Origin of the sequence: Dietzia sp. JS16-p6b, from assembly GCF_003052165.1 — a bacterium.
Taxonomy (GTDB): Bacteria; Actinomycetota; Actinomycetes; order Mycobacteriales; family Mycobacteriaceae; genus Dietzia.
This window is the reverse complement of the sequence record NZ_CP024869.1, coordinates 723,017-749,529: the sequence shown is the minus strand read 5'-3', so window position 1 is coordinate 749,529 and position 26,513 is coordinate 723,017. Positions and strand designations below refer to the sequence as shown.

Below are 26,513 nucleotides of genomic sequence, written 5' to 3'. Positions count from 1 at the left end.
GCTCACTTGCTGATCTCCTGGGTGTCGTCTGCGGGGCGGGACGCGGCGATCTCCGCGGCCCACCGGTAGTCGGGCTTGCCCGCGGGGTTGCGCTTGACCGAGGTCTCGACCCACAGCGCGCGCGGGCACTTGTACCGCGCGATCTCCTTGCGGGCGTACTCGTTGATCTCCTCGATCGGCGGGCACTTGCCGTCACGGGTGTGCAACACCGCCGCGACCTTGTGACCCATCCGCTCGTCCGGCACGCCGATCACCAGTGCGTCGAACACGTCGGGGTGCGTCTTCAGTGCCGCCTCGACCTCTTCCGGATGCACCTTCTCGCCGCCGGTGTTGATGGAGACCGAGCCGCGGCCGAGCATCGTGACGGTCCCGTCGGACTCGACCCGGGCGTCGTCACCGGGGATGGAGTAGCGCCTGCCGTTGTACGTCTTGAACGTGGCGGCGGTCTTGACCTCGTCCTTGTAGTACCCGACCGGGATGTGCCCGGTGCGGGCGACCTTGCCGACGATGTCGGAACCGGGGGGACCTCGTTGCCGTCGGCGTCGAGGACCGTGGTCTCGCCGTCGATCTTCACGCGGGGACCCCCGGTGTGGGTCTTGCCCTTCTCCGCCAGGGCGATCCCGGAGAAGCCGGTCTCGGAGGAGCCGATGGAGTCCGAGATCATCGCGTTGGGGAAGGCCTCGATGAACTGGTCCTTGACCGACGGCGAGAACAGGGCGGCGGAGGAGCCGATGTAGAAGAGCGATGACGGGTCGTACTTCTCCGCGTCCCAGGCCTCGATCATCGGGCGCGCCATCGCGTCACCGGTGATGAACATCAGGTTGATCTTGCGGTCGGTGACCGTCTGCCAGATTTCCTCGGGGTCGAACTCCGGGATGAGCACGCTGGTGTGCCCGGCGAACAGGGCCATGAGGATCGCCCACTGCGCGCCGCCGTGGATCAGCGGCGGCAGCGCGGCCCGGACCAGCACGCCACCGTCGACGGCCTTGTTCGCGAGCTCCCACTCGTCGGCGACCTTCTCACCGGTGAGGAAGTCGATGCCTCCGCCGAGGACCATGAACACGTCCTCCTGCCGCCACATCACGCCCTTCGGTGAGCCCGTGGTGCCGCCGGTGTACAGCATGTAGATGTCGTCGTTCGACCGCTCACCGAAGTCCCGCTCGGGTGACTGCGCCGCCAGCGCGTCGTCGTAGTGCGCGACGGAGACCCCGTCCGGCGTCTGCGGGTCGGGGGTGTCGGTGCCGTCCTCGATCACCAGGCAGTGCCTGACCCCCGGCGTGTGGGGCAGGGCCTGGGCCAGCACGTCCGAGTACCGGCGCTCGTGGACCACCACGACCGAGTCGGAGTTGTCGAGCAGGTACTCGAGTTCCGCCGGGACGTACCGGTAGTTGACGTTGACCATGACCGCGCGGATCTTGAAGATCGCGACCATGGCCTCGACCGCCTCGATGGTGTTGCGGCTGTACACCGCCACCTTGTCGTCCGGCCCGACGCCGACCGATGTCAGGTGGTGGGCGAGTCTGTTGGCCCTGGCCTCCAGTTCTCTGAAGGTGAACGACCGACCCTCCTGGACCAGGACGACCCGGTCCGGAACGCGGTCAACGCTGTGCTCGACGAGATCTCCGATGGTGTACGCCATACACCCAAACTAGAACGTGTTACCGTCAGCCGTGGGCGAAAGCCGTGAACCCGCGTAACTAATTTTTGGAGGCCCGATGACCCGCGTCGAGACGCCCGAGGACCAGCACCTGCTCACCGAACGACGTGGGCACGTCCTGGTGGTGACCATGAACCGCCCCGAGGCCCGCAACGCCCTGTCCGGCCCGATGATGCGCGGCATGGAGGCGGCGTGGGATCTGGTGGACTCCGACCCGGACATCCGTGCGTGCATCCTCACCGGCGCGGGCGGGTACTTCTGCGCGGGCGCGGATCTCAAGGCCATGAACAAGGACGCGCCGGGGGACAAGTTCGCGGGCGGGGGCTGGGACCTGTCCCGTCTGCCCGCGCTGCTCAAGGGTCGTCGGTTGAGCAAGCCGCTCATCGCCGCCGTCGAGGGGCCCGCGATCGCGGGCGGGACCGAGATCCTGCAGGGCACCGACATCCGGGTCGCCGGCCGGTCGGCGAAGTTCGGCGTCTCCGAGGCCCGCTGGGGCCTGTACCCCCTCGGTGGGTCCGCGGTCCGACTCGTGCGCCAGATCCCCTACACCGTGGCCATGGAGGTCCTCATGACGGGCCGCCATCTCAGCGCCGAGGAGGCGGAGCGGTTCGGACTGATCGGCCACGTGGTCGAGGACGGCACCGCGCTCGACAAGGCACTCGAGCTCGCCGAGCTCATCGCCGCGAACGGGCCCCTGGCGGTGCAGGGGATGATCGAGACGATCCGCCGCACCGAGGGCATGCACGAGGAGGAGGCCTTCCGCGTCGACGCCGAGGTCGGCGGCCGGGTCTTCGCCTCCGCCGACGCCAAGGAGGGCCCCCGCGCGTTCGCGGAGAAGCGCAGGCCCGAGTTCCGCGGAGAGTGAGCGGCGGCGCGGGCCCGGCTGCATTCCCAGCAGGGCCCGCGCCCGGTTACAAGCCCAGCCGGGTCCGGGCCCGCAGCGCCCCGAGGTACCCCGAGGCCAGCCGCTTCTTGGCCGCGGTGAACGGGGGCGTCATGAACTCGGAGACGTTGACGTTCCAGGAATGCATGGCCACGGCCCGCTCGTGCCTGAACGTGCGGAAGCCGTAGTGCCCGTGGTAGCCGCCCATGCCCGAGTTGCCGACCCCTCCGAAGGGGACGGCCGGGGAGGCCATCCCGATGCCGAAGTCGTTGCCGTAGATGTTCCCCGAGCGCGTGCGGTCGGCCACGAGGTCGAAGCGACTGTTCTTCTCGCCGTACCAGTACAGGACCAGCGGGCTGGGTCGCTCGTTGATGTAGCGCACGGCCTCGTCGAGCCCCCGGTAACCGAAGACCGTGAGCACGGGCCCGAACACCTCGTCCGAGTCGATCTCCATCTCCGGCGTCACGCCAGTGAGCAGCGTGGGGGCGATCTTCCGGACGGACGCGTCCGGTAATCTCTCCCCCGCCGGGGTGGCGTCACGCCGCACCGCGCCCTTGGCCACTGCGTCCTCGATCAGGCCGACGACGCGCTCATAGTTGGACGTGTTGACGATCGCGGTGTACTCGGGGTTGCCCACGATGGCGGGCAGTGTGCGGCGCCACTGGTCCAGGACGGTGTCGCAGAACCTGCCGACGTCGCCCTCGGGGACGAAGACGTAGTCCGGGCACATGCACACCTGGCCACCGTTGATGATGCGGGAGGCCGCGATGCCGCGCGCGGCACGATCGAGGTCGGCGCTGGCGTCCACCACCACGGGGTTCTTGCCGCCGAGTTCGAGGGTGACCGGGGTCAGGTTGTCGGCTGCGTCCCTCGCGACGGACCTGCCGACGCCCGGGGACCCGGTGAAGAACAGGTGGTCGAAGGGCAGGCCGGAGAAGTCCGAACCGCGCCCGTGCTCGGGTCCCGCGACGGCCAGTTCGTCGACGGCGAAGTATTCGGGCGCGCGGTCGCAGAGCACCTCTGTCGTGTGGGCGGTGACCGACGACGGCCGGATCATCACCCGGTTGCCCGCCGCGAGCGCCGACCCGGCCGGGACGATGGTCAGGTACAGGGGGAAATTCCAGGGGCCGATGATCCCGACGACGCCCTTGGGATCATGGCGAACCTGCTGGGTGAACCCCGCCGCGTCGAGGGCCCGGGAGACCCGCGTGGGCTTCATCCACCGGGTGAGGTGGCCGCGCTGATGGTCCAGGTCCGGGATCGACGAGGCGATGTCGGTGATCGTGGAGAACGCCTCGGGCCGGCAACCGTAGTCTTCCCGGATCGCCTCGTTGAACTCGGCCGCGTTGTCCAGCACGAGGCGTTTGAGCCGTTGGATCCGGTCCCGCCGGATCCCGGCGGCGGGCTGTGGGTCGGCGAGGAACGCCTGCTGCTGCCGCTCGAGGATCTGGGCGAGCGTGAGATCACGGGCGGTCGGGGTTCTGGTCATGTGTCCAGGGTAGTGACCGCCCCTCCGGTCGGTTGGGGTTCCGCCTCAGCGGGCGTCCGCCCAGTACGGGTCCTTGAGCGTGCGCTTGACCAGCTTGCCGTTGGCCTGTCGGGGCAGTTCCTCCACCACGTCGATCGACCGCGGCATCTTGAACTTGGCCAGTCGCCCGGAGAGGTCCTCGAGGATCTGGGCCTTGAGCTCGTCGGATTCGACGTATCCCTCGGCCAGCTCCACCACGGCCTTGACCTCCTCGCCCCAGTCGGCGTGCGGGATGCCGAACACCGCCACGTCACGGACGGCGTCGTGGCGGGTCATCTCCGACTCGATCTCGGCAGGGTAGATGTTCACCCCTCCGGAGATGATCATGTCGTTCTTGCGGTCGCACAGGAACAGGTAGCCGTCCGAATCCACGTAGCCGATGTCGCCCATGGTGAACAGCTCGCCGACATAGGTCTTCGCCGTCTTCTCCTTGTCCTGGTGATACTCGAATCTGGATCCGTGCATCTGGAGGTAGACGTTGCCCGTCTCGCCGACGGGGAGCTCGTTGCCGTCGTCGTCGAGGATTTTCAGAGTGGTGGTCTTCCACGGCCGGCCCACGCTCCCGGGCTTGCGCAGCCACTCCTCGCCCGTGATGGTGCAGCCGCCGCCCTCGGTGCCCGCGTAGTACTCGGTCAGGACGGGCCCCCACCAGTCCAGCATCGCCTGTTTGACGTGCTGCGGGCACGGGGCGGCGCCGTGGACGATCGTCCGGAGACTCGACACGTCGTACTTCGCGCGCACGTCCTCCGGCAGTTCGAGCAGTCGCGAGAACTGCGTCGGGACCATGTGGGACTGGGTGACCCCGTGCGCGTCGATCAGACGCAGCATCTCCTCCGGGCTCCACTTGTCCATGAGGACCACCGTCTGACCCAGGTTGAGCGAGATCGCGACGAAGTTGAGCACAGCCGTGTGGTAGAGCGGCGAGCCGCAGATGTGGACGTTGTCCGGGCCCTGGATGCCGAAGCCGGCGAAGAAGAAGTAGTTGGGGACCGTAACCTGATCCGGGGAGGCCCCGGTCAGCGGCCTGCGGACGCCCTTGGGGCGACCGGTGGTGCCCGAGGTGTAGAGCATGGGGGCGCCGAGCGTGCGGTCCGACGGCAAGGAATCCTCGCCGTTTGCCGGGACGGCGAGTTCGGACAGCGGCCGGAACCCCGGCACGTCGCCGATCGCGTAGCAGCGGGCGGGGTCGAGTCCGGCCTCCTCCGCGGCGACGGTGGCCACGTCGGCGAACCTCTCGTCGGCCACGAACACCGTCGACCCCGAGTTCTCGAGAATGTAGGCCACCTCGGGACCCGTCAGGTGCCAGTTGGCGGGAGCGACATAGAGCCCGATCTCCAGGGCGGCGAAGTAGACCTCGAGGAAGCCGATGCTGTTCGGTGCCATCAGGACGATCCCGTCCCCGGCTCCCAGCCCGAGCGCGCGCAGCCCACGGGCATGGCCGTGTGCGGCCTCCACGAGTTCGCCGAAGCTCACCTGGCGGCCGGAGGCCTCGATCACCGCGACGCGGTCCGGCTCGGCCTCGGCGATCCGGTAGACGCTGGTGACGTGCTCGCCGGTCCGGGGGTCCGGGACTCCGGCGTCGGCGGGGACGGAGGGTGTGGGTGCGCTCATACCCTCCAGACTAGAACGTGTTCCTGTTGTAGGTCCAGGTATTGACTCGGAGGACTATTCTCATCCCATGTCCGCTGACCCCTCCGGGGCCCGGGCGATCCGGGCCACCGATGACGACCGCACCGCGGTCATCACCGCGCTCGACTCCGCGTTGGCCAGCGGCCAGCTCGACCAGTTCGAGCACTACGAGCGGGTGCGGGCGGCCACGTCCGCGCGCGACGTCGACGAGCTGCGCCCACTGTTCGCCGACCTCCAGGGTGTGAGGGTCCGACTCCACGGCGACGCCGGTCCGACCTCCGCGTTGTCGCCCACGGGGGGCGTGACCTCGCGGTGGTCCGCGCCTGAATCGCGTCGGCGCCGACCGTGGGGCGCCCTCGCGGGGGCGCTCGTGGTGGCCGCACTGTTGACCGGGGCGTTCGTGGCGTTCTCCGCCTCCGACGACCCGGACCCGGCCGGACGTGAGGTGACGTCCGTCGACCGCCCGGGCCGTGACGGACAGGGCGAGGCGCGCGTTCTGGACGCTCCCGCCCCACTGTCCCCCGAGGGTCTCGAGCGGATCTTCTCGAGCGCCGGTCGGGCATCGGGGTCGGAGCTGGCGACGAGCCTCGTGGTGCACCCCGAGCACGCGGTACTGGCCTGGACCGACCCGGAGCACCCCAGTCGGACGCTGCGCCAGATCTACCGTGGCGGCTGGTCGGGGTGGGCCGACAGCCCCAGCACCCGCGAGCAGCCGTTCCGGCTGGCCGACCTCGATGCCACCGTGATCGCGCCGGTCGTCGCCGGAGCCGCCGAGACCCTCGGGATCGCCGGGGAGACCGACGCCTTCCTCAGCGTCGCCGCGGACGACGCCGGCCGGCCGAGCTACACCGTCCACGTGCGCAACGACGTTCACCAGACCGGGTTCCTCGTGGTGGATTACGCCGGCGAGCCGGTGCGCATCACGCCGCCCGGCTGACAGACCGGATCAGTCGATAAGCCGGCTCAGTGACTCGATCTCCTCGACCGAGCGGGCCGTGACCACGAGCATGGTCACGCCCGCGGCCTCCCAGTCGGCGATCTGGGAGCGCACCGAGTCCTCGTCACCGATGATCGCGGTGGCCTCGACCATCTCGTCGGGCACCGCCGCCGCGGCCTCCTCCTTGCGCCCGGAGCGGAACAGCTCGGTGATGCGGTCGACGTCGTCCGCGAAACCCATCCGGCGGAACGCCTCGGCGTGGAAGTTCTTCTCCTCGGCGCCCATGCCGCCGGCGTAGAGAGCGGTGAACGGCTTGTAGGCATCGAGCACCGAGCGCCTGTCGTCGGTGATGTGGAGCTGGCACAGGAACGCCACCTCGAAGTCCTCCCGGGTCCGCCGGGCCCCGGGGCGGGCGAAGCCCTCGTCGAGCCATGCGTTGAACTCGTGGGCGGTCCGCGGTGAGGCCAGGAACCCCAGCCACCCGTCGGCGATCTCGGCCGCGAGCGCGACGTTCTTCGGCCCCTCGGCCCCCAGCCAGATGGGCACGTCCTCGCGCAGGGGGTGGAGGATCGGCTTGAGTGGCTTGCCCAGGCCGGAGGCACCGGGGCCCTGGTACGGCAGCGCGTAGGCGGGGCCGTCGGAGGTGACGGGCGCCTCGCGGCGGAGCACCGCACGGATGATGTCGATGTATTCCCGCGTCCGGGCCAGCGGCTTGGCGAAAGGCTGGCCGTACCAGCCCTCGACCACCTGCGGACCGGAGACGCCCAGGCCCAGACAGAAGCGGCCGCCGGAGAGGTGGTCCAGGGTCATGGTGCTCATCGCGGTGGCCGTTGGCGTCCGGGCGGACAGCTGCACGACCGCCGTGGACAGGCGGATGCGCTCGGTGAGCGAGCCGTACCAGGCGAGCGGGGTGAACGCGTCCGAGCCCCAGGCCTCGGCGGTGAAGACGGTGTCGAACCCCGCCCTGTCCGCCGCCACCACGAGGTCGGCGTGGTTGGTGGGCGGCTGGGCGCCCCAGTATCCGAGCTGCAAGGCGAATTTCATGGGCCCCAGTGTGACCCACGCCGCCGCGGCGTGGGGCGAGCCCGCGAAAAGCAACACGCACCGCACTGGAACGTGTTCTACTTGTGGGGTGACATCCAGAGAGATCGTTGTGGACATCATCCCGCCCGACGAGCCCGTGCTCTCGGCACCGCTCGCCCCGTCCTTCGACTACACCCGATCGACCGGGCCGGTCCTCGGCGCGTTCTTCACCGGCCTGCGTGAGGGCCGCCTCGTGGGGACACGCGACTCCCGCGGCGCCGTCCACCTGCCGCCCGTGGAGTTCGACCCCCACACCCACGAGGCCCTGACGGAGTTCGTCGAGGTGGGCTCGGGAACCGGGATCGAGGGCGTCGTCGTCGTCTGGACCTGGGTTCCCGAACCCGCCGACGTCGCCCCGCTCGACTCGCCCTTCGCGTGGGCACTGGTCCGGTTCGACGGCGCCGACACCGCCATCCTGCTCCCCCTCGCCGCGGACGGTCCCGGGTCCGTGAGCTCCGGGATGCGCGTGCGGTTGCTCTGGTCGGCCGAGCGGACCGGGACCATCCACGACATCGCGTGCGTGGTCCCCGCGGACGCGGCGGGCGACACAGGTTCGGGCGACGACCAGCTGGCGCAGTCCTCCGGAGACGAGGCGGTCTCCATGCTCGTCACGCCGATCGGACTCTCGGTGACCCACACCGCCTCGCCCGCCGAGAGCGAGTTCCTCCGGGCGATCGTGCAGGGCCGGATGCTCGGGCGCAGACGCTCCAACGGGCCCGAGGTCTACGTCCCGCCGCGGGACTACTGCCCCTCGGACGGAGTGGCGATGGGTGAGTACGTGGAGGTCTCCGACGTCGGGACCGTCACCACGTTCGGCATCGTCAACGTGCCGTTCGCGGGCCAGGAGATCACACCTCCGTACGTCACCGCGTACATCCTCCTGGACGGGTCGGACGTCCCGATCCAGCACCTCGTACTGGGCTGCGAGGCGTCGGAGGTGCGCATGGGGATGCGCGTCCGTGCGATCTGGACGCCCGAGGCGGACCGCCCCGCCTCGATGAAGGCCATCACGCACTTCGAACCCACCGGCGACCCCGACGCCGACCCCGACTCCTACGCCCATCACCTGTAGAGGACACCCGTGACCCCCACCGCACCCCGGGACGTGGCCGTCGTCGGTTTCGCCCACGCCCGACACACCGAGTCCACATTCGGTACCACCAACGGCGTCGAGATGCTCGCGCCCGTCTTCGCCGAGTGCTACCGCCAGACGGGTCTGGACCGGACCGACATCGACTTCTGGTGCTCCGGCTCCTGCGACTACCTGGCCGGGCGGGCCTTCTCCTTCATCTCCGCCGTCGACACCATCGGCGCGGTGCCCCCCATCAGCGAATCGCACGTGGAGATGGACGCCGCCTGGGCGTTCTTCGAGGCCTACCTCAAGATCGCCACCGGACAGGCCGACACCGCACTGGTCTACGGGTTCGGCAAGGCCTCGGCGAGCACGGACCTCGACTCGGCCATGGCACTGCAGCTCGACCCGTACACGGTCGCGCCGCTCTGGCCGGGTCGGCACCACATCGCCGCGCTCCAGGCCCGCGCGGGGATCGACGCCGGCACGTGGTCGGAGGGCGCGATGGCCTCGGTCGCCGCCCGCGCCACCGGCAGGGACGAACGTGAGCTGCTCGCCGAGCCGTACGTGGCCGACCCGCTGCGCCGTCATGACTGCCCGCCGGTCACCGACGGAGCCGGCGCGATCATCCTCGCCTCCGGCGACCGGGCCCGCGAGCTGGTCGACACCCCGGCGTACGTCACCGGCATCGAGCACATCGCCGACTCCGCCGAGTTCGGCGCCCGCGATCTCACCGACTCCCCCTCGGCCCGCGCCGCCGCCGTACGCGCCACCCGGTCGTCGGGTGACCGGCCCGATCTCGGGGGCGTGACCGTCGCCGAACTGCACACCCAGTACACGCACCAGGAGCTGCTCCTGCGTTCGGCACTGGGCATCGGCGACCACGTGGCCGTGACCCCGTCCGGCGGATCGTTGCTGGCGGACCCGCTGTTCTCCGCCGGGCTCGAGCGCATCGGGTACGCCGCCAACGACGTCATGGAGGGCCGCACCGAACGCGCCCTCGCCCACGCCACCAGCGGACATCTGCTTCAGCAGAACCTCATCTGCCTCCTGGAAGGACGCCCCGCATGAGCGCCCACAGCCCCGGACTGCCCGCGGCCGTTCTCGGCACCGGCCAGACCCACCACGTCGCCCGTCGCACGGACGTCTCCATGTCCGGCCTCTGCCGCGAGGCGATCGACGCCGCCATGGCAGACGCCGGGGTGGGGTGGGACGAGATCGACGCGGTGGTCGTGGGCAAGGCCCCCGACCTGTTCGAGGGCGTGATGATGCCCGAGCTCATGATGGCCGACGCGCTCGGCGCGGTGGGCAAACCGCTCCTTCGCGTCCACACCGCCGGCTCCGTCGGCGGTTCCACGGCCGTGGTGGCCGCCTCGCACATCCAGTCCGGCCGTTACCGCCGTGTCCTGGCCGTGGCGTGGGAGAAGCAGTCCGAATCCAACGCCATGTGGGCCCTGAGCCTGCCCGTGCCGTTCACCGCCCCCGTCGGCGCGGGAGCCGGCGGGTACTTCGCCCCCCACGTGCGATCCTACATCCGTACCACCGGCGCCCCGGAGCACGTCGGCGCCATGGTGGCGGTCAAGGACCGACTCAACGGGTCCATCAACCCCCACGCCCACCTCAAGCAGCCCGACCTCACCGTGGACAAGGTGCTGCAGGGGCAGATGCTGTGGGACCCCATCCGCTTCGACGAGACCTGCCCGTCCTCCGACGGCGCGTGCGCGATCATCCTCGGGGACGCCGCGGCCGCCGAGGAGGTCGAGTCCACCGGCCGCCGTGTCGCGTGGGTGCACGCCACCGCGCTGCGCACCGAGCCCGGAACCTTCGCCGGCCGCGACTACGCCAACCCGCAGGCCAGTCGGGACGCCGCGGCGGCCCTGTGGGCCGAGGCCGGGATCACCGACCCGGCCGAGGAGATCGACGCCGCCGAGATCTACGTCCCGTTCTCGTGGTTCGAGCCCATGTGGTTGGAGAGCCTCGGGTTCGCGGCTCCGGGCGAGGGCTGGCGCATGACCGAGTCCGGCGCCACCGCCCGCGACGGGTCGCTGCCCGTCAACCCCTCCGGCGGGGTGATGTGCTCCAATCCGATCGGCGCGTCCGGAATGCTGCGCTTCGCCGAGGCCGCCCGGCAGGTCATGGGCCGCGCCGAGGAGCACCAGATCCCAGGGGCGCGCAAGGCCCTCGGCCACGCCTACGGTGGCGGGTCCCAGTTCTTCTCCATGTGGGTCGTCGGATCGGAACGCAGGCGATGAGCAACCCCTACCTGGACGAGGACGGCATGTACCGGCCGCTCGAGATGAGCGAGGCGGCGTCGGCGAGTCCCGCCTACGCCGCCGCGCGCCGTTCGTGGGCCGCGACCAACGCCGGCGACCGCGACGCCTGGATCGCCGGATGGAACCCCGAGGGCACCATCGAGGATCCCGTGGGGCCGTCGATGTTCGACGCCGAGGGCATCGGTCACACCGGTACTGAGCGGCTCCTGGAGTTCTGGGAGAAGGCCGTGGCCACCCCGGACCACATCGAGTTCCGGTTCGACCGCGGGATCGCCGCGGGCGACGAACTCCTCTGCGTCGGCACCATGCGGACCCACATGGGCTCCAGCATCATGGAGATCGACATCGCCGTGGACTACCGCGTCGACTCCCAGGGGCAGCTCGTGAACCTCCGCGCCTTCTGGGAACAGGACGTGGCCATGGCCTCAGGACTACGACCGCTGACCGACGACGACCTCGCCGCCATCGCCGGTGCCGTCAAGAAGGACGTCTGACATGCCACGTGTAGTGGACGCCGAGTTCTCCGTCCCCATCTCCTTCTCCCCGGTCGACCAGATCATGGACATCGCCCGCGGGGCCGAGGCCGCCGGTTTCGACCGGATCGTCCTGCCCGACTCGCTGTTCCACCCGCGGCGCCAGGACGAGGACTATCCGTACACCCCGGACGGCTCGCGGATGTGGGACGCCGACACCCAGTGGGTCGAGCCCCTCGTCGCGTCCGCAGCCATGGGCGGGGCCACCTCCCGCATCCGTTTCTGCCCGCAGGTGCTCAAGGTCGGCCCGCGCAACCCGCTGCTGCTCACCAGGCAGGTGGCGTCGGTGGCGCTGCTGACGGGGAACCGGCTGGATCTGGGCGTGGGGATCGGCTGGGACCCCAACGAGTTCGAGTGGTGCGGCGCGCCGTTCAAGGGCCGCGGCAAGCGCACGGACGAGTCGCTGGCGATCGTGCGCGAGGCCCTGCGGGGTGAGTGGATGGAGTTCCACGGCGAGCACTTCGACTTCGACGAACTGATCTTCACCCCCGCCCCCAGCGAGCAGGTGCCGTTCTACGTGGGCGGTCACACCGAGATCGCGCTCAAGCGGGCCGCGAGGGTGGGCCAGGGCTGGACCAGCGCCATGATGGGCTACGACGAGATCGTCACCACCGTCCGGCGGCTGGGCGAACTGCTCGAGGCCGACGGCCGCTCACTGGCCGACCGCGGCGACGGGAAACCCTTCGCGATCCAGGTGGTCTGCCTCGACCGCTTCGGCACGCGGGGTTTCACGGAGTTGGCCGAGGCCGGGGTCACCGACATCATCGTGATGCCGTGGATGATCGACGGCCACGGATTCGACTGCTCCACCCAGCAGAAGCTCGACTCCATCGCGGCCTTCGGGGAGAAGTACGGCCTCGGCTCCTGAGCTACTGACGGTCTCGTCAGCCCGCGGCCAGGCTGCCTGGCGGACATGCCCCCACGGTTGGCGGACTTGCCCCCGCGGTTGGCGGACATGCCCCCGGGGTTGGCGGACTTCTCGTGCGATTCCGGGCCGGTTTTTGGCACCTCCTGCCCGCCAGCTGAGGAAGCATGTCCGCCAACTCGGGGGAGCGGGTCCGCCCGGTCTGCAGGACCGCCACGTGAGCCAGGCGGACTGAACTCGTCGTGGTTCCTGTGAATCGTCGTCAACCCCGTCCACATTGACGTCGTCACCCGCCGGTCGACACGTGATGACCGGTCAGGATTGCCGACATGAGACGCGACCGGCGATTCCGAGACACCCGGCCTCCCACCCCGCTCCCCGCCTCGTTGGCGGATGCGGTTGCAGACGGGCAGCCATTCGCGGCGAGCCCGGCCCTCGAGACCGGACTCGTGACGAGATACTCGCTCCGATCGGCGTTCAGAATGATCGTTCCCGGTGTGTATGCCGCGAAGGGGGCACGGCTGAGCAGGTGGGACTTCATACGTGCAGTCGACATCTGGGCGCCTGCAGACGCGGTGATCGGAGGGTGGTCCGCCGCGTATCTCCACGGGGAACACTGGTACTCGACAGAGCGGGGCAACGGCGTCGTCGATGTCTTCACCTCAGCCGAGCCCCGCGTGCCGACCGGGGTTCGGGAGCGCAGGCTGCGGCAACCCATCCCGGCCGCGGACGCGTGCGAGATCGGCGGAATACGAATTACCGCACCAGCCCGAACCGCGGTCGACGTGGCAAGGTGGTCCACTGGCGCTGATCGGAAGATCTGCATCGTGGACTCCGTGTGCTCCGCCACCAACACCAGCGTTCGCGCGGTTGCCGACGCTGCAACGCGGATGCCCGGCCAACACGGGGTCTCGAGGGTGGTTCGACTGCTCGACGCCTGCGACGCGGACGCGCACTCTCCGCAGGAGAGCCTCCTCCGGCTCAGAATCGAGCGCTCTTCACTGCCTCAGCCTGTCTCGCAGTTCGAGATATGCGAACCGTCGGGACATCTCCTTACGATTGCCGACCTCGCGTACGCCCGCGAGAAAGTCGCGATCTTCTACGACGGCAAGCACCACGGAGATCCGGAACAGTGGCGCCGGGACCTCCGGATCACCGCTCGGTTGGCGGACCTTGGCTGGCAGGTCGTCCGTGTGACAAAGGGAATGCGCCCGGAAGAGGTCATCGGCCACATCGCGAGTGCCCTGACCCGCGCCCGACGAGACCTCCGGCACCTGACTTCATCCTGAACGAGCCCTCGCGTGGCAGCTGGCGGACACCCCTCGCAGCTGGCGGACCCGATATGCGAAAACCGGGCCTGAAACGAGCAAAGGGTCCGCCAGCCCGAAGAGCCTGTCCGTCAGCCCGAAGCTCTTGTCCGCCAACCAGGCTCGGAGCAGTCGAGGTGATTGCTGGAGAGGTAGTCGGATGCGAGCTCGGGCGGGGGCGGGGTGACATGCGCCTGCCGAGTGCCTCAGGCAGGAACGGAGGCCGCGATGTCCGCCAGGCAGGTGAGGATCTCCCGGTGGGTGTCCTCCGTCGCCTCCAGGTGCATGAGGTGCCCCGCCGGCGAGGAGATCGCGCGGACCATGCGGACGTCGTCGTGGTGTCGCCCGAGTTTCGAGAGCGGATCCCGTCCGTGGAAGCCCTCGAGGTCCGGGTCGTGCTCGGAGTAGAGGAAGTAGAACGGCACCGGGTTTGTCTGTCGCTTGAACTCCTTACGCGCTGACCAGGACACGTCCATCGCCCGATACCACTGCAACGGGCCGGCGAACCCCGTGCGGGCGTACTCGGCCTCGTAGACGTCCATCTCCTCGACCGAGAGCCAGCGCCACGGTAGCGGCGGCGCCTCGGGCAGCGCCTCGAGATAGGTCGACCCCGGGGGGTGCTGCCACACGTCGAGGTAGTGGTAGTCCGCCGACAGTGCGTAGAAGACCCTGGTGAGGAACTCCCGCTCGCGACCGGCGAGATCGGCCTCGGCCACTCCCGGCTGCGAGAAGTAGTGGAGGTGCAGGAAGTGCTTCTCGGCCATCATCGCCGAGCCCTCCAGCGGCGGGACCGTCCCGGCGGTACCCATGAACGGGTTCTCCATCCCGATCACCGCGCGGACCCGGCCGGGTTCCAGATGGCAGGTGTCGTACGCGACGCCCGCCCCGAAATCGAAACCTACCAGCACGACCCGCCCAGCCCCCTCGGCGTCACACACCGCGAGGACGTCGTCGACCACCTCGCGCGGCGAGTAGGCCTCCACGTCGGCGGGCGCGGCCGACCGTCCCATGCCACGCAGGTCCGGTGCGATGACCCGCCACCCCGCGGCGGCGAGGGCGGGGATCATGCGGTGCCAGGTGAACCAGAAGTGCGGGAACCCGTGGAGGAGGACCACTGTGCCCGGGGAGCCGGCCGTGGGGGCGGGCTCGGGGGCCGGCTCGGCGACGACGTAGTGCAGCCGAACGCCGTCCCGGTCGACGTGGCGGTGGTCGGACACGGAGCCGGACATCAGGACGACGAGCCCCGGGTCAGCGCAGGACCGGGCACTTGTAGTCGACCGTCCACTCGGTGATGCCGTTGAGCCACCCCGAACGGATGCGGGAGGGCTCGCCGAGCGCCTCCAGGTTCGGGAGGTGATCGGCGATGGCGTTGAAGATCAGTTCGATCTGCAGCCGGGCCAGGTTCGCCCCGATGCAGTAGTGCGGGCCGTTCCCGCCGAAACTCAGGTGCGGGTTGGGGTCGCGCAGGATGTTGAACGAGAAGGGGTCGGTGAACACGTCCTCGTCGAAGTTCGCCGAGCCGTACATGATGGCGGCGCGATCACCCTTCTTCATGGTCACGCCCCCGATCTCGACGTCCTCGGTGGCGGTGCGCTGGAACGACGTGATCGGCGAGGCCCAGCGGAGGATCTCGTCGTAGGCGGTCGCGGGACGCTCTGCCTTGAACAGCTCCCACTGATCGGGGTTGTCGAGGAACGCGACCATCCCGTGCGTCGTGGCGTTGCGGGTGGTCTCGTTGCCGGCGACGGCCAACAGCACCACGAACCAGCCGAACTCGTCGGGGGTGAGCCGTTCGCCGTCGATGTCGGCCTGGATGAGCTTGGTCACCAGGTCGTCTCGCGGATCGACCTCACGCTTGGCCGCGAGCTCCTGCGCGTACGACAGGACCATGGCATTGGCCATCTGCGACTCCTCGACCTTGCCGGGGACGTCATAGCTGGTCATCTGGTTGGACCACTCGAAGATCTGGTGGCGGTCCTCCAGCGGGATGCCGATGAGCTCGGCGATCGCCTGCAGCGGCAGTTCGGAGGCGACCTCGGTGATGAAGTCGCCGCTGCCCTTGGCCGCAGCGGTCTCGACGATGACCCGCGCCTTCTCGGCGAGGTGGTCGCGGAGCTTCTCGATGTTGCGGGGGGTGAAACCCTTGGAGATGGTGCGCCGGTACTTCCTGTGCTCCTCGCCGTCCTGGTTGATGAACAACAGGCGGGTCAGTTCGACGATCTCGCGCTCGGTGCCCGGTGCGAAGCGCGGGATCGCGGTGTTCTCGAACGTGGAGAACACCTCGTTGGTGCGGCGGGAGATCTCCTTGACGTCCTCGTGCTTGGTGACCACCCAGTAGCCGTCGTCGTCGAACCCGTCGGCTCCGGGCTCGTTGGCGCACCACCGGATCGGCTCGGTCCGACGGAGGTGGGCCCACTCGGGATGCGGTAGGCGCTTCTCGTAGAGCTCCGGATCCGTGAAGTCGAAACCCTCGGGGATGGTTACTGCCTGCACTTGGTACTCCTTGACCGCGTCGGATGCGTCTCGTGCTCGGCGACCGACGACCCCGGGATACTGCGAACCCGGGATCCGAGCGGTAATCTAGAACACGTTCCACCCACCATACTAGAACACGTTCCTCTCGGGCGCCCGATTCACTGTGCCCGTTCTTCCGGAAGGACCACCATGGGCAATCCCGTCATCGTCGAGGCCGTTCGTACCCCGATCGGCAAGGCGCGCGGCGCACTGTCGGGCCTGCACCCCGCACACCTGTTGGGGGCGTCCCAGAAAGAGGTCATCCGGCGCGCCGGGATCGACGCGTCGCTGGTGGAGCAGGTCGTCGGCGGGTGCGTCACACAGGCCGGCGCCCAGGGCAACAACGTCACCCGCGGCGCCTGGCTCGCCTCCGGACTGCCGTGGCAGACCGCGTGCACGACCATCGACTGCCAGTGTTCGTCGGCGCAGCAGGCCACCCATTTCATCGCCAACCTCATCCACGCCGGCGCCATGGACGCGGGCATCGCCTGTGGCGTCGAATCGATGAGCTGGATCGCGCTCCGCGCAGCCGTCGGGGACGGCTCCAACGGGATGCCCCGACCGGACGACTGGTCGATCGACCTGCCGGACCAGTTCACCGCCGCCGACCGCATCGCCCGGCGCCGCGGGCTGAGCCGGGAGGACCTGGAGGAGCTGGGCGTGCGGTCCCAGGCCAACGCCGCGCGTGCGTGGCAGGAGGGCCGGTTCGATCGCGAGACCTTTGCCGTCGAGGCCCCCGAACGCCTCAAGGACGGCACCTACACCGGCGAGACGGTGACCGTCACCCGGGACCAGGGCCTGCGTGAGACCACCGCGGAGGCGCTCGCCGGCCTGAAGCCGGTGCTCGACGGCGGCCTGCACACCGCGGGGACGTCCAGCCAGATGTCCGACGGCTCGGCGGCGGTCCTGCTCATGGACGAGGACGTCGCGAAGGCCCACGGCCTCACCCCTCGCGCGCGGATCGCACACCAGGCCCTGGTCGGCGGGGAGCCGGAGTACCACCTCGACGGCCCTGTCCAGGCCACCCAGCGCGTGCTCGACCGCTCGGGGATGTCCATCTCCGACTTCGACCTCTTCGAGTGCAACGAGGCCTTCGCCTCGGTACTGCTCAGCTGGGCCGCCGTGCACGGTCCGGACATGGACAAGGTCAACGTCAACGGGGGGGCCATCGCGATCGGTCATCCCGTCGGCAGCACCGGGGCTAGGCTCGTCACGACCGCCCTGCACGAGCTCGAGCGCACGGACGGCGAACGCGCCCTCATAACTATGTGCGCGGGCGGCGCCCAGGCCTCGGCGAGCATCATCGAGAGGATCTGACATGAGCAGCACCACCATCGAGACAGCCGCAGCCCGCAGGAACGAGGTCTTCTCGGCCATCTCCTCCGCCAATGGCACGGAGGACGCGGTGGAGGCGATCGCACACCTGCTGGCCGTGCCCGTGGACCAGGCGCGCGAGGTACTCAAGACCCCGCTCGAGGCATTCGTGGGACATACGACCGACCACCCGGTCGGGTCGGGGCCGCACGGTTTCAGCCTGTTCCCGTTCCGCGACACTGCAGATCACGCCGATCTGTACCACTCGCGGTCCTCTGATGAGACGTCGGCGACGGCCGGCGAGTGGGACCAGCAGAAGACGGAAGAGGAGCGGAAGGCCGGCCTGGCACGGGTCGAGGCCGAGTCCGCGATGTGGTTCGTGGCCGTGGACACCTCGCGCGACCAGCCGGTGGGCCTGGTCTTCGGCGAGCAGATCGACGACGGTGATGTCGACGTGGCCATCTGGATCCACCCCGAGGAGCGCAAGAAGGGCTTCGGCCTGGCGGCCCTGAAGGAGTGCCGGCGCGAGCTGGCGGCGTTCTTCCCGGGCAAGCACGTGATCGTCCGCGCGCCGCTCCCGGGCTCGAGGTGAGCGAGGAGCACCCCGGGGTGGAGACCGGCGTGGACGATCCCCGGCGCTCCAAGCCGTGGGTCCTCGGCATCATCAAGGTGATGTCCCGCGTTAACACCTGGACGTATCGCGTCTCCGGTGGCCGCATCGGCGGCAACTGGAGGGTGGGATCGGCGCTCTCGGCGCCGGTTCCGGTCTGCCTGGTAACGACGACGGGGCGCAAGTCCGGCGAACCGCGAACGGTGCCGCTGCTCCACCTCCCGGATGGCGACCGGGTGCTGCTCGTCGCCTCCCAGGGGGGTCTGCCCAGGCACCCCCAGTGGTACCTGAACATCCTGGCGAACCCGGAGGTCACCATCCAGGTGGGCCGGAGGACCAGGGCGATGACGGCGAGGGAGGCGTCCGCAGAGGAGCGCGCGGCGCTCTGGCCCCGCCTCGTCGAGCGCTACGCCGACTTCGCCTCGTACCAGGCCAACACGAGCCGGGTGATCCCGGTGGTGATCTGCGAACCGACCGGCTGACTTCGCGACTGCCGCCCCGGCCGGGGTCTCTCCACGCGAGAGGCCCCGGCCGTTGTCGTGGCTCTGGGTGTTTTCTTACCTCAGGTGGCCGATCTGACGACTGTTTATCAGTCCATTATCACCTCATTCGTCACTCCAGCACCATTTCCTGAGCAAAGCGTTGACACCCACTCAGCCTTAGAGGATTCTTATGCGCGTTAGATGTCCGGACCTTGGTCCACAGGATCCAGTCGTCCGAGGGGTCATACCACCGAAAGGACCTCCCCCATGAACAAGCCCACCAGGGCCGCCGCGGTCGCGGCATCAGTACTCCTCGCCGCGTCCGGCGTCCACGGCACGGCCAACGCGCAGGACCTGGGCAGCATCATCGATGCGCTCGGCCCGATCACCGGCTCCATCGGTGACCTCGACGGGGGTTCGGCGGGTCTGGATCCGCTCAGCGGTTCAGCCGATCTGCCGGCTCTGAGCTCCGAGCCCCTCGCCGGGTCCACGGCCCTGCCGGGCAGTTCGGACCCGCTCGGCGGATCCTCGGCCCTGCCGGGCAGCTCGGACCTGCTCGGCGGCTCGGCCGAGCTCCCCGGCAGCTCGGACCTGCTCGGGGGGTCGGCCGCCCTCCCGGGCAGCTCGGACCTGCTCGGCGGCTCGGCCGAGTTCGGCTCGACCGACATCGGGTCGCTCGGCATGATGCCCCTGTCGACCGAGCTTCTCGGCGGATCCGCCGAACTGCCCGCCTCCTCCGAACTGCCGCCGTTGTCCACGGACCTGCTCGGCGGGTCTGCGGCGCTCCCGGGCAGCTCGGACCTGCTCGGCGGCTCGGCCGAGTTCGGCTCGACCGACATCGGCTCGCTCGGCATGGCACCGCTGTCCACCGACCTGCTCGGCGGCTCGGCCGACTTCACCTCCTCCGACCTGGCTCCGCTGTCCACCCAGCTGGACCTGCTCGGCGGGTCGGCCGAGTTCGGCTCCACCGAGGTCGGTTCCGCCGGGATGGCGCCACTGTCCACCGACCTGCTCGGCGGCTCGGCCGAGTTCGGCTCCACCGAGGTCGGTTCCGCCGGGATGGCGCCGCTGTCCACCGACCTGCTCGGCGGCTCGGCCGAGTTCGGCTCGGCGGAGTTCGGCTCGACCGACGTCGGCTCGCTCGGCATGGCACCGCTGTCCACCGACCTGCTCGGAGGCTCGGCAACCTTCACCTCCTCCGACCTGGCGCCGCTCGTCGGCTCGGTGGGCATGGCCCCGCTCTCCACCGAACTGCTGGTGGGCTCCGGGGACGTGGGATCGACCGGCATGACGCCGCTGTCCACGGAACTCCTGGGCGGCTCGGCCGAGTTCGGTTCGACGGAGGTCGGTTCCCTCGGGATGACCCCGCTCTCCACGGAGCTCGATCTTCTCGGCGGTTCCGCCGAGTTCACCTCGTCCGATCTCGCGCCCCTCACCGGGTCCGAGGGCATGGGGTCGCTGGGGATGACCCCGCTGTCCACCGAGCTCAACTTCCTCGGTGGGTCCGCGGAGCTCCCCCCGTTGTCCGCCAACTTCCCGGACGGTTCGACGGCCGGCATCGGCGGCTCCGCTGAACTCGTCGGCGAGGGGATCGCCGGTTCGCTGACCAACGGTTCCGCCAATCAGCTCGCCGGCTCGGTGGAGAGCAACTCCGCCGACCCGATCATCGGGTCGATCGCCGAGGGCGGCATCCTGCCCGCGCTGTCCGGCTCCATCGAGGAGGTCTCCGGATCCCTCTCGGGCAACAGCGGCTCCACGGGCCAGAGCTCGGATCTCATCACCGGCTCGACCGGTGGCAGCGCCGAAGTCCTGACCGGGTCCTTCGGCGATCTCACCGCGGTCAACGGGTCGCTCACCGCGCTCACCGGTTCGCTGGAGAACGGGTCTGTCGAGAGCATGGGCTCGACCAACCTCGGATCGATGGTCGGCCAGGCCGGATCCCTGGAGGCCGCGGCCAGCCTGGGTGGCGAGAGCGGTTCGGGGGTCGCCCTCCTTCCGGTCCTCTCGCTGGGCGGCACGCTCGTGCTCGCCGGTGCCGCGATCAATGGTGGCGTGGCGCTGCCGGCCCTGCCGCCCCTGCCGGGCCTGCCGCCCCTGCCCACGATCTGCGACCTCCCGCAGGAGCAGGTCGACCAGCTCGCAGGCGCCGGATCGGTCGACGCTCAGAACTGCCCGGATCCCGAGAACTGAGCACCTGACCCCGGGCGTCGACCCGGGCACAGAGATGGAGCCCCGCACCGTGACGGTGCGGGGCTCCATCTCTTGATCCCGGAGGACGGCCCCGGGCCGAGCGATTCAGCGGGCGCCGTAGACGGGCACCGGCGACGGGGACGCGGTGAGCAGTCGCGGCACCACCGACCCGAGCTCTACCGGGTCCCACTTCGCACCCTTGTCCTCGGACGCTGCCCGCTGCCACCCGTCGCACACGGTGACCTTCCCGCCCTCGACCTCGAACACACGCCCGGTGACCTCGTCCGACTCCGCCGACCCGAGCCACACGACCAGCGGCGAGACATTGGCGGGGTCCATCGCGTCGAAGGAACCGTCCTCGGGTGCCGCCATCTGTGACGCCATGCCCTCCCCGGCGGAGGTGGTCATGCGAGTACGCGCAGCGGGAGCGATCGCGTTGGCGGTGACGCCGTACCCCTTCATCTCCGCGGCGGTCTGGATGGTCAACAGCGCGATTCCGGCCTTCGCGGTGGCGTAGTTACCCTGTCCGACCGATCCGAAGAGCCCGGCCCCCGAGGAGGTGTTGATGACCCTGGCCCGGCGGGGGCGGCCGGCCTTCGATTCGGCGCGCCAGTACTCGGCGGCGTGGCGCAGAGGCGCGAAGTGGCCCTTGAGATGGACGTTGATCACGGTGTCCCAGTCCTGCTCCCCCATACCGACGAGCATTTTGTCCCGGAGGAAGCCTGCGTTGTTGACCAGCACGTCGAGGCCACCGAAGTGGTCGATCGCCTGATGGACGAGTTCGCGTGCGCCCTCCCACGAGGAGATGTCGTTACCGTTGACCACGGCCTCACCTCCGGCTGCCCGGATCTCCTCGACCACCTGCTCGGCCGGGGACTCCCCCACGTCCGATCCGTCGAGACCGGCGCCGAGGTCGTTGACCACGACCCTGGCTCCCTCGGCGGCGAAGGCCAGTGCGTGTTCCCGCCCGATTCCGCGGCCGGCGCCGGTGACGATGACGACGCGTCCGTCGCAGATTCCCATGGTTCTCCTCGGATAGATGTTCGGTGATGTCAGGACGTCGTGTTGGCGTTGGACGCCGACAGGAACGCCGGCTTCTCGCCACCGCCGTGAACCAGGAGCTCGGCTCCGGTGATGTACGCCGCCAGTGGGGATGCCAGGAACGCGGCCGCCTGGCCCACGTCGCGTGGATCCGCCATCCGTCCCATGGGGATGGTGGCGTCGACCGCGGCCACCCCGTCGGCGTCCCCGTAGTGCATCTCGGCGAGCTCGGTCCTCACCGGACCCACCACGACGGAGTTGATCCGCACCGCGGGCGCCCACTCGACGGCCAGGGATCGGGTCAGGGAGTCGATCCCCGCCTTGGCCGCGCCGTAGGACGCCGTTCCCGGCGATGGACGGTGCCCGGACACCGAGGAGATGTTGACGATCGCCCCTCCGGCCGGCTGCATCACCCGGTTCGCCTCCTGGGCCACCGTGAGCGCGGACAACAGGTTCAGCGCGACGATCTTGGAGTGGAAGTTCGGGCTGGCTTCGGCCGCCAGGGCGAAGGGGGCCCCACCGGCGTTGTTGACCACCACGTCGAGCCGGCCGTGCCGATCCACGATGCGGTCGACCATCGCGCGGACCGCGCCGGGGTCACGGAGGTCGACCGAGTGGAACTCGAGATCGGCGACGTCGGACCCCTCGTCGGCGGGGCGCCGCGCGCAGGTGACGACGACGGCCCCGGCTTCGCGGAAGACCCTGCTGATCCCGGCGCCGACACCGCGGACGCCGCCCGTGACGAGGACGACCCTGCCCGCCAGACCCAGATCGATGTGCGACATGCGTGCTAGCCTACCAAGCAAGCGTTTGGTTAGTCACCCGGCCGCTGAACCACACAGCGTCGGCGTGCGAAGGGAGCACCATGGGCATCACCCTCGACAAGGGATCGGACGGCATCGCGACCGTCACCGTCGACTTCCCCCCCGTCAACGCCATCCCCTCCGCGGGATGGTTCGAGCTCGGCGAGCAGATCCTCGCCGCCGGGCGCGACCCGGAGGTTCACGTGGTGATCCTGCGGGCCGAGGGCCGCGGGTTCAACGCCGGCGTGGACATCAAGGAGATGCAGAACTTCGAGGGTTTCGACCACCTGCTCGCCGCCAATCGCGGCTGCTACGTGGCTTTCAACGCCGTGTACGAGTGCGCGGTCCCCGTGATCGCCGCGGTGAACGGCTTCTGTGTCGGCGGCGGGATCGGGCTCGTGGGGAACGCGGACTGCATCGTCGCCTCCGACGACGCGGTGTTCGGCCTCCCCGAGGTGGACCGGGGAGCGCTCGGAGCGGCCACCCACCTGGCCCGCATGGTCCCCCCGCACATGATGCGCACCCTGTACTTCACCTCCCGCAAGGTCACCGCGCAGCAGCTCCACCAGTGGGGCACCGTGTACGAGGTGGTCCCCCGCGACCAGCTCGACGCGGCCGCCCGGGGCCTCGCCGAGACGATCGCCGCCAAGGACACCCGGGTCATCCGCGCGGCCAAGGAAGCCATCAACCACATCGATCCCGTCGACGTGAAGTCCTCATACCGGATGGAGCAGGGCTTCACCTTCGAACTCAACCTCGCCGGCGTGGCCGACGAGCACCGAGACGAGTTCGTGAAGAGCGGGACGAACCTGGACAGACGAACTGATCGAGCCGAGAGGACGGGCGAGAACAAGTGACGACGACCCCCACCCCGCGCGACAAGCGCACCAGTCTCGACGAGGCCGTGTCGCGCCTGCGCAGCGGCATGACCATCGGCATCGGCGGATGGGGCTCACGGCGCAAGCCCATGGCGCTCGTCCGGGCGATCCTCCGCCGGGAGGACCTCACCGACCTCACGGTGATCTCCTTCGGCGGACCCGACCTGGGGCTGCTCTGCTCGGCCGGGAAGGTGTCGAAGGCCTATTACGGTTTCGTGTCCCTGGACTCCGCGCCGTTCTACGACCCGTGGTTCGCGCGTCGGCGCACCGAGGGATCGATTCTCTCCCGTGAGATGGACGAGGGAATGGTCCGGGCCGGCCTCACCGCCGCCGCGCACCGCCTGCCGTTCCTGCCCACCCGCGCCGGGCTCGGCTCGGACGTGTTCCGGTTCTGGGGGGACGAGCTCACGACCGTCGACTCCCCCTATCCGGTGGACGGCCGGACAGAGACCCTCGTGGCGATGCCGGCCCTGCGGATGGACGCCGCCCTGATCCACCTGGACAAGGCGGACAGGCACGGGAACGCCGCGTTCACCGGCGTCGACGGGTACTTCGACGACCTCTACGCCATGGCCGCCGACACCGTCCTGCTCGAGGTCGACGAGGTCGTGGACTCCGCCGACGCGCTGATGAACGAGGTCGGCCCGCAGCGCATGCTGCTCAGCCGCATGTTCGTGGACACCGTCTCCGAGGCCCCGAACGGCGCCCACTTCACCTTCGCCGGCGGATACGGCCGCGATGAGGCGTTCCAGCGCCACTACGCCACCGCCGCCAAGGACGACGCGTCGTGGGCGAGCTTCGTCTCCGAGTTCCTGTCCGGGTCCGAGGAGGATTACCAGACGGCAGTCGCCGCCTTCGCGGAGAAGGTCGCCGCCGAGAAGGCCGCCGCTGCCGCAGACAAGGGAGCCAAGTGATGACCGACCCCACCACACAGCCCGCTACCGCTCAGTCCATCAGCAGGGCCGAGTACTGCGCCATCGCGTGCGCGGAGATCTTCGCCGGTGCCGGGGAGATCTTCGCCTCGCCCATGACCCCGATGGCCACCATCGGGGCGCGGCTCGCGCGTCTGACCTCCGAGCCGGATCTGCTCATCACCGACGGGGAGTACCGCTTCCTCGGCCAGACCCCGCCGCTGGGCAAGGTCATCGATTTCGAGGGGTACATCCCCTTCCCCCGGGTGTTCGACGTCCTGCAGGCCGGCACACGCCACGTGGTGATGGGTGCCAACCAGATCGACCGCTTCGGCAACCAGAATCTATCCGCCTTCGGCGACGACGTTCAGCAGCCCACGCGGCAGATGTTCGGCCTGCGGGGTGCGCCCGGCAACTCGATCAACCACGCGACCAGCTACTGGGTGGGCAAGCACTCCACGCGCGTGTTCACCGAGGAGGTCGACATCGTCTGCGGCGTGGGTTACGACCGCTACACCCCGGGCGATCCGGCGTTCCGGTACCACCACCTGCACCGGGTGGTGTCCAACCTCGGCGTGTTCGACTTCGGCGGGACCGACCACGGCATGCGTGCGCTGAGCCTGCACCCGGGCGTCACCGCCGAGGAGGTCGCGGAGAACACCGGCTTCGAGATCGAGGGCCTGGCGGAGGCCGCGGTCACCCGAGCCCCGTCCGCCGAGGAGCTGCGCCTCATCCGTGAGGTGCTGGACCCCCGCGGGTTCCGCGACCGCGAGGTGCCGTCCGCATGAGTGCGCCGACCATCACCACAGCCTTCACCGAGCTCGTCGGGGTCGAGTACCCCATCGTCCAGACGGGCATGGGCTGGGTCTCCGGACCCGAACTGACCGCGGCCACCGCAAACGCCGGCGGTCTGGGGATCATCGCCTCGGCCACGATGACGTACCAGGAACTCGAGAACGCCATCGTGCGCACCAAGGAGCTGACCACCCGACCCTTCGGGGTCAACCTCCGCGCCGATGCCGAGGACGCCGCAGAGCGGTGCGAGCTGATGATCCGACACGGGGTGACGGTGGCGTCGTTCGCCCTCGCACCCAAGCCCGAGTTGATCGCGCGCCTCAAGGACAACGGCCTCGTCGTGGTCCCCTCCATCGGCGCGGCGAAGCACGCCGTCAAGGTGGCGTCCTGGGGCGCCGACGCGGTGATAGTCCAGGGCGGCGAGGGCGGAGGACACACCGGCCAGGTCGCCACGACGCTGTTGCTGCCGAGTGTCATTGACGCCCTCGGTGGTGCCGGGAACACCTCCATCCCCGTCATCGCCGGTGGAGGCTTCTTCGACGGCCGCGGCCTGGTGGCCGCGCTCGCCTACGGGGCCGCGGGCGTGGCCATGGGCACACGCTTCCTGCTCACCAGCGACTCCCGGGTCCCGGACGCGGTGAAGAAGCAGTATCTGGAGAAGGGACTGCAGGACACCGTCGTCTCCACCCGTGTCGACGGGATGCCGCACCGCGTCCTGCGCACCGGCCTGGTCAACGCGCTCGAGTCCGGCAGCCCCGTCAAGGGGATGCTGGCCGCGGTCCAGAACGCCAACAGGTTCAAGTCGATGACCGGCATGAAGTGGCAGACCCTCGCCAGGGACGGCCTCAACATGAAGAAGGCCTCCGAGCGAACCTGGCAGCAGATCGTCATGGCCGCCAACACCCCGATGCTGCTCAAGGCCGGGCTGGTCGAGGGCAATACCGAGGCCGGTGTGCTCGCGTCCGGCCAGGTCGTGGGGATGATCGAGGACTTACCCAGCTGCGACGAGCTTATCCAGCGGATCATGACGGAGGCGCACCAGCGGTTGAAAGCCCTGCGGGAGATGGACTAGTAACCCCACCAGAACCACGGGAAACTTCTTTCACCAACCCGCCGGCCGGAAACGCCGACGGGTGCGGTCGTGTTAGCCCAATCAGCACTTCCTCAGGACTTTCTTGGCCTACCCTGAGAGCCGTTGTCCCCCAATC

The 26,513-nt window shown here is 69.5% G+C and carries 23 protein-coding genes and 1 pseudogene; 16 read left to right on the top strand and 8 right to left on the bottom strand.

The window, feature by feature from the left end; all coding sequences use genetic code 11:
• Window positions 1-2: 2 nt before the first annotated feature.
• Window positions 3-1,639: pseudogene (locus tag CT688_RS03390) on the bottom strand (acyl-CoA synthetase).
• A 76-nt stretch (window positions 1,640-1,715) separates the two neighbouring features.
• Between CT688_RS03390 and CT688_RS03385 the strand changes: the two are divergent.
• Entirely contained in the window at window positions 1,716-2,522 is an 807-nt protein-coding gene (locus tag CT688_RS03385; protein WP_107755764.1) for a crotonase/enoyl-CoA hydratase family protein, read from the top strand.
• Between the two features lie 46 nt (window positions 2,523-2,568).
• Here CT688_RS03385 and CT688_RS03380 read toward each other — a convergent pair whose 3' ends face one another.
• Both CT688_RS03380 and CT688_RS03375 read right to left on the bottom strand, forming a co-directional pair.
• Window positions 2,569-4,029 carry an aldehyde dehydrogenase family protein gene (locus tag CT688_RS03380; protein WP_107755763.1) on the bottom strand — a complete coding sequence of 487 codons (1,461 nt, stop codon included), beginning with the start codon at window positions 4,027-4,029 and terminating at the stop codon, window positions 2,569-2,571.
• Between the two features lie 45 nt (window positions 4,030-4,074).
• Window positions 4,075-5,679: an acyl-CoA synthetase gene (locus tag CT688_RS03375; RefSeq protein ID WP_197431467.1), complete on the bottom strand. Its 1,605-nt coding sequence runs from the start codon at window positions 5,677-5,679 to the stop codon at window positions 4,075-4,077.
• 67 nt (window positions 5,680-5,746) lie between these two features.
• Here CT688_RS03375 and CT688_RS03370 point away from each other — a divergent pair, with 67 nt between their 5' ends.
• Entirely contained in the window at window positions 5,747-6,634 is an 888-nt protein-coding gene (locus CT688_RS03370) for a DUF1707 domain-containing protein (protein WP_107755762.1), read from the top strand.
• Window positions 6,635-6,643: 9 nt separating this feature from the next.
• On the opposite strand, the gene CT688_RS03365 is transcribed toward CT688_RS03370, so the two are convergent.
• Complete coding sequence (locus CT688_RS03365; protein ID WP_017835348.1) at window positions 6,644-7,678, bottom strand: LLM class F420-dependent oxidoreductase; 1,035 nt, start codon at window positions 7,676-7,678, stop codon at window positions 6,644-6,646.
• 88 nt (window positions 7,679-7,766) lie between these two features.
• Here CT688_RS03365 and CT688_RS03360 point away from each other — a divergent pair, with 88 nt between their 5' ends.
• The 6 genes from CT688_RS03360 (at window position 7,767) to CT688_RS03335 (ending at window position 13,749) form a co-directional block, all read left to right on the top strand.
• Complete coding sequence (locus CT688_RS03360; RefSeq protein WP_231750477.1) at window positions 7,767-8,789, top strand: Zn-ribbon domain-containing OB-fold protein; 1,023 nt, start codon at window positions 7,767-7,769, stop codon at window positions 8,787-8,789.
• A 9-nt stretch (window positions 8,790-8,798) separates the two neighbouring features.
• Complete coding sequence (locus CT688_RS03355) at window positions 8,799-9,860, top strand: thiolase domain-containing protein (RefSeq protein WP_017835350.1); 1,062 nt, start codon at window positions 8,799-8,801, stop codon at window positions 9,858-9,860.
• A complete protein-coding gene (locus CT688_RS03350; protein ID WP_107755761.1) occupies window positions 9,857-11,041 on the top strand; it encodes a thiolase domain-containing protein in 1,185 nt (394 codons plus the stop codon). The genes CT688_RS03355 and CT688_RS03350 overlap by 4 nt, the downstream gene beginning before the upstream one ends.
• The gene (locus CT688_RS03345; RefSeq protein ID WP_107755760.1) at window positions 11,038-11,556 is read left to right on the top strand and encodes a nuclear transport factor 2 family protein; all 519 of its coding nucleotides are present in this window, start codon (window positions 11,038-11,040) and stop codon (window positions 11,554-11,556) included. The genes CT688_RS03350 and CT688_RS03345 overlap by 4 nt, the downstream gene beginning before the upstream one ends.
• 1 nt (window position 11,557) lies before the next feature.
• Window positions 11,558-12,463, top strand: a complete 906-nt coding sequence (locus tag CT688_RS03340) for a TIGR03619 family F420-dependent LLM class oxidoreductase (protein WP_107755759.1) — start codon at window positions 11,558-11,560, stop codon at window positions 12,461-12,463.
• Between the two features lie 446 nt (window positions 12,464-12,909).
• Window positions 12,910-13,749 carry a type IV toxin-antitoxin system AbiEi family antitoxin gene (locus tag CT688_RS03335; RefSeq protein WP_156607092.1) on the top strand — a complete coding sequence of 280 codons (840 nt, stop codon included), beginning with the start codon at window positions 12,910-12,912 and terminating at the stop codon, window positions 13,747-13,749.
• A gap of 224 nt (window positions 13,750-13,973) precedes the next feature.
• On the opposite strand, the gene CT688_RS03330 is transcribed toward CT688_RS03335, so the two are convergent.
• Together CT688_RS03330 and CT688_RS03325 are read right to left on the bottom strand one after the other, a co-directional pair.
• Window positions 13,974-14,996 (bottom strand): alpha/beta fold hydrolase, encoded by a 1,023-nt coding sequence (locus tag CT688_RS03330; protein ID WP_231750476.1) that lies wholly within the window; start codon window positions 14,994-14,996, stop codon window positions 13,974-13,976.
• A 19-nt stretch (window positions 14,997-15,015) separates the two neighbouring features.
• On the bottom strand, window positions 15,016-16,260 hold the full coding sequence (locus CT688_RS03325) for a cytochrome P450 (RefSeq protein WP_107755757.1): 1,245 nt from the start codon (window positions 16,258-16,260) through the stop codon (window positions 15,016-15,018).
• Window positions 16,261-16,431: 171 nt separating this feature from the next.
• Between CT688_RS03325 and CT688_RS03320 the strand changes: the two genes are divergently transcribed.
• The 4 genes from CT688_RS03320 to CT688_RS03305 all read left to right on the top strand — a co-directional run bounded on the left by CT688_RS03320 (window position 16,432) and on the right by CT688_RS03305 (window position 20,877).
• Complete coding sequence (locus CT688_RS03320) at window positions 16,432-17,598, top strand: steroid 3-ketoacyl-CoA thiolase (protein WP_107755756.1); 1,167 nt, start codon at window positions 16,432-16,434, stop codon at window positions 17,596-17,598.
• Between the two features lies 1 nt (window position 17,599).
• A complete protein-coding gene (locus CT688_RS03315; RefSeq protein WP_017835358.1) occupies window positions 17,600-18,187 on the top strand; it encodes a GNAT family N-acetyltransferase in 588 nt (195 codons plus the stop codon).
• 80 nt (window positions 18,188-18,267) lie between these two features.
• Window positions 18,268-18,687 carry a nitroreductase family deazaflavin-dependent oxidoreductase gene (locus CT688_RS03310; RefSeq protein ID WP_197431498.1) on the top strand — a complete coding sequence of 140 codons (420 nt, stop codon included), beginning with the start codon at window positions 18,268-18,270 and terminating at the stop codon, window positions 18,685-18,687.
• 267 nt (window positions 18,688-18,954) lie between these two features.
• Window positions 18,955-20,877 (top strand): hypothetical protein, encoded by a 1,923-nt coding sequence (locus CT688_RS03305; protein ID WP_107755754.1) that lies wholly within the window; start codon window positions 18,955-18,957, stop codon window positions 20,875-20,877.
• 105 nt (window positions 20,878-20,982) lie between these two features.
• Here the strand turns inward: CT688_RS03305 and CT688_RS03300 are convergent, their stop codons facing one another.
• Together CT688_RS03300 and CT688_RS03295 are read right to left on the bottom strand one after the other, a co-directional pair.
• Window positions 20,983-21,900, bottom strand: a complete 918-nt coding sequence (locus CT688_RS03300; protein ID WP_095718843.1) for an SDR family oxidoreductase — start codon at window positions 21,898-21,900, stop codon at window positions 20,983-20,985.
• 29 nt (window positions 21,901-21,929) lie between these two features.
• Window positions 21,930-22,703 (bottom strand): SDR family oxidoreductase, encoded by a 774-nt coding sequence (locus CT688_RS03295; protein WP_107755753.1) that lies wholly within the window; start codon window positions 22,701-22,703, stop codon window positions 21,930-21,932.
• An 80-nt stretch (window positions 22,704-22,783) separates the two neighbouring features.
• Here CT688_RS03295 and CT688_RS03290 point away from each other — a divergent pair, with 80 nt between their 5' ends.
• From CT688_RS03290 to CT688_RS03275, 4 genes are read left to right on the top strand one after another with little or no spacing between them, the layout of a single operon-like run.
• Window positions 22,784-23,578, top strand: a complete 795-nt coding sequence (locus CT688_RS03290; protein ID WP_107755752.1) for an enoyl-CoA hydratase family protein — start codon at window positions 22,784-22,786, stop codon at window positions 23,576-23,578.
• Window positions 23,575-24,513 (top strand): CoA transferase subunit A, encoded by a 939-nt coding sequence (locus tag CT688_RS03285; protein ID WP_107755751.1) that lies wholly within the window; start codon window positions 23,575-23,577, stop codon window positions 24,511-24,513. The genes CT688_RS03290 and CT688_RS03285 overlap by 4 nt, the downstream gene beginning before the upstream one ends.
• On the top strand, window positions 24,513-25,298 hold the full coding sequence (locus CT688_RS03280; RefSeq protein ID WP_107755750.1) for a CoA-transferase subunit beta: 786 nt from the start codon (window positions 24,513-24,515) through the stop codon (window positions 25,296-25,298). The genes CT688_RS03285 and CT688_RS03280 overlap by 1 nt, the downstream gene beginning before the upstream one ends.
• Window positions 25,295-26,377 carry a nitronate monooxygenase family protein gene (locus tag CT688_RS03275; RefSeq protein ID WP_107755749.1) on the top strand — a complete coding sequence of 361 codons (1,083 nt, stop codon included), beginning with the start codon at window positions 25,295-25,297 and terminating at the stop codon, window positions 26,375-26,377. The genes CT688_RS03280 and CT688_RS03275 overlap by 4 nt, the downstream gene beginning before the upstream one ends.
• Window positions 26,378-26,513: the final 136 nt, after the last annotated feature.

Coding starts and splice junctions, on each gene's coding strand:
- CT688_RS03290 (WP_107755752.1), top strand. CDS start 22,784: ATGGGCATCACCCTCGACAAGGGATCGGACGGCATCGCGACCGTCACC.
- CT688_RS03310 (WP_197431498.1), top strand. CDS start 18,268: ATGTCCCGCGTTAACACCTGGACGTATCGCGTCTCCGGTGGCCGCATC.
- CT688_RS03345 (WP_107755760.1), top strand. CDS start 11,038: ATGAGCAACCCCTACCTGGACGAGGACGGCATGTACCGGCCGCTCGAG.
- CT688_RS03300 (WP_095718843.1), bottom strand. CDS start 21,900: ATGGGAATCTGCGACGGACGCGTCGTCATCGTCACCGGCGCCGGCCGC.
- CT688_RS03275 (WP_107755749.1), top strand. CDS start 25,295: ATGAGTGCGCCGACCATCACCACAGCCTTCACCGAGCTCGTCGGGGTC.
- CT688_RS03280 (WP_107755750.1), top strand. CDS start 24,513: ATGACCGACCCCACCACACAGCCCGCTACCGCTCAGTCCATCAGCAGG.
- CT688_RS03305 (WP_107755754.1), top strand. CDS start 18,955: ATGAACAAGCCCACCAGGGCCGCCGCGGTCGCGGCATCAGTACTCCTC.
- CT688_RS03350 (WP_107755761.1), top strand. CDS start 9,857: ATGAGCGCCCACAGCCCCGGACTGCCCGCGGCCGTTCTCGGCACCGGC.
- CT688_RS03320 (WP_107755756.1), top strand. CDS start 16,432: ATGGGCAATCCCGTCATCGTCGAGGCCGTTCGTACCCCGATCGGCAAG.
- CT688_RS03365 (WP_017835348.1), bottom strand. CDS start 7,678: ATGAAATTCGCCTTGCAGCTCGGATACTGGGGCGCCCAGCCGCCCACC.
- CT688_RS03315 (WP_017835358.1), top strand. CDS start 17,600: ATGAGCAGCACCACCATCGAGACAGCCGCAGCCCGCAGGAACGAGGTC.
- CT688_RS03295 (WP_107755753.1), bottom strand. CDS start 22,703: ATGTCGCACATCGATCTGGGTCTGGCGGGCAGGGTCGTCCTCGTCACG.
- CT688_RS03370 (WP_107755762.1), top strand. CDS start 5,747: ATGTCCGCTGACCCCTCCGGGGCCCGGGCGATCCGGGCCACCGATGAC.
- CT688_RS03380 (WP_107755763.1), bottom strand. CDS start 4,029: ATGACCAGAACCCCGACCGCCCGTGATCTCACGCTCGCCCAGATCCTC.
- CT688_RS03385 (WP_107755764.1), top strand. CDS start 1,716: ATGACCCGCGTCGAGACGCCCGAGGACCAGCACCTGCTCACCGAACGA.
- CT688_RS03330 (WP_231750476.1), bottom strand. CDS start 14,996: ATGTCCGGCTCCGTGTCCGACCACCGCCACGTCGACCGGGACGGCGTT.
- CT688_RS03340 (WP_107755759.1), top strand. CDS start 11,558: ATGCCACGTGTAGTGGACGCCGAGTTCTCCGTCCCCATCTCCTTCTCC.
- CT688_RS03375 (WP_197431467.1), bottom strand. CDS start 5,679: ATGAGCGCACCCACACCCTCCGTCCCCGCCGACGCCGGAGTCCCGGAC.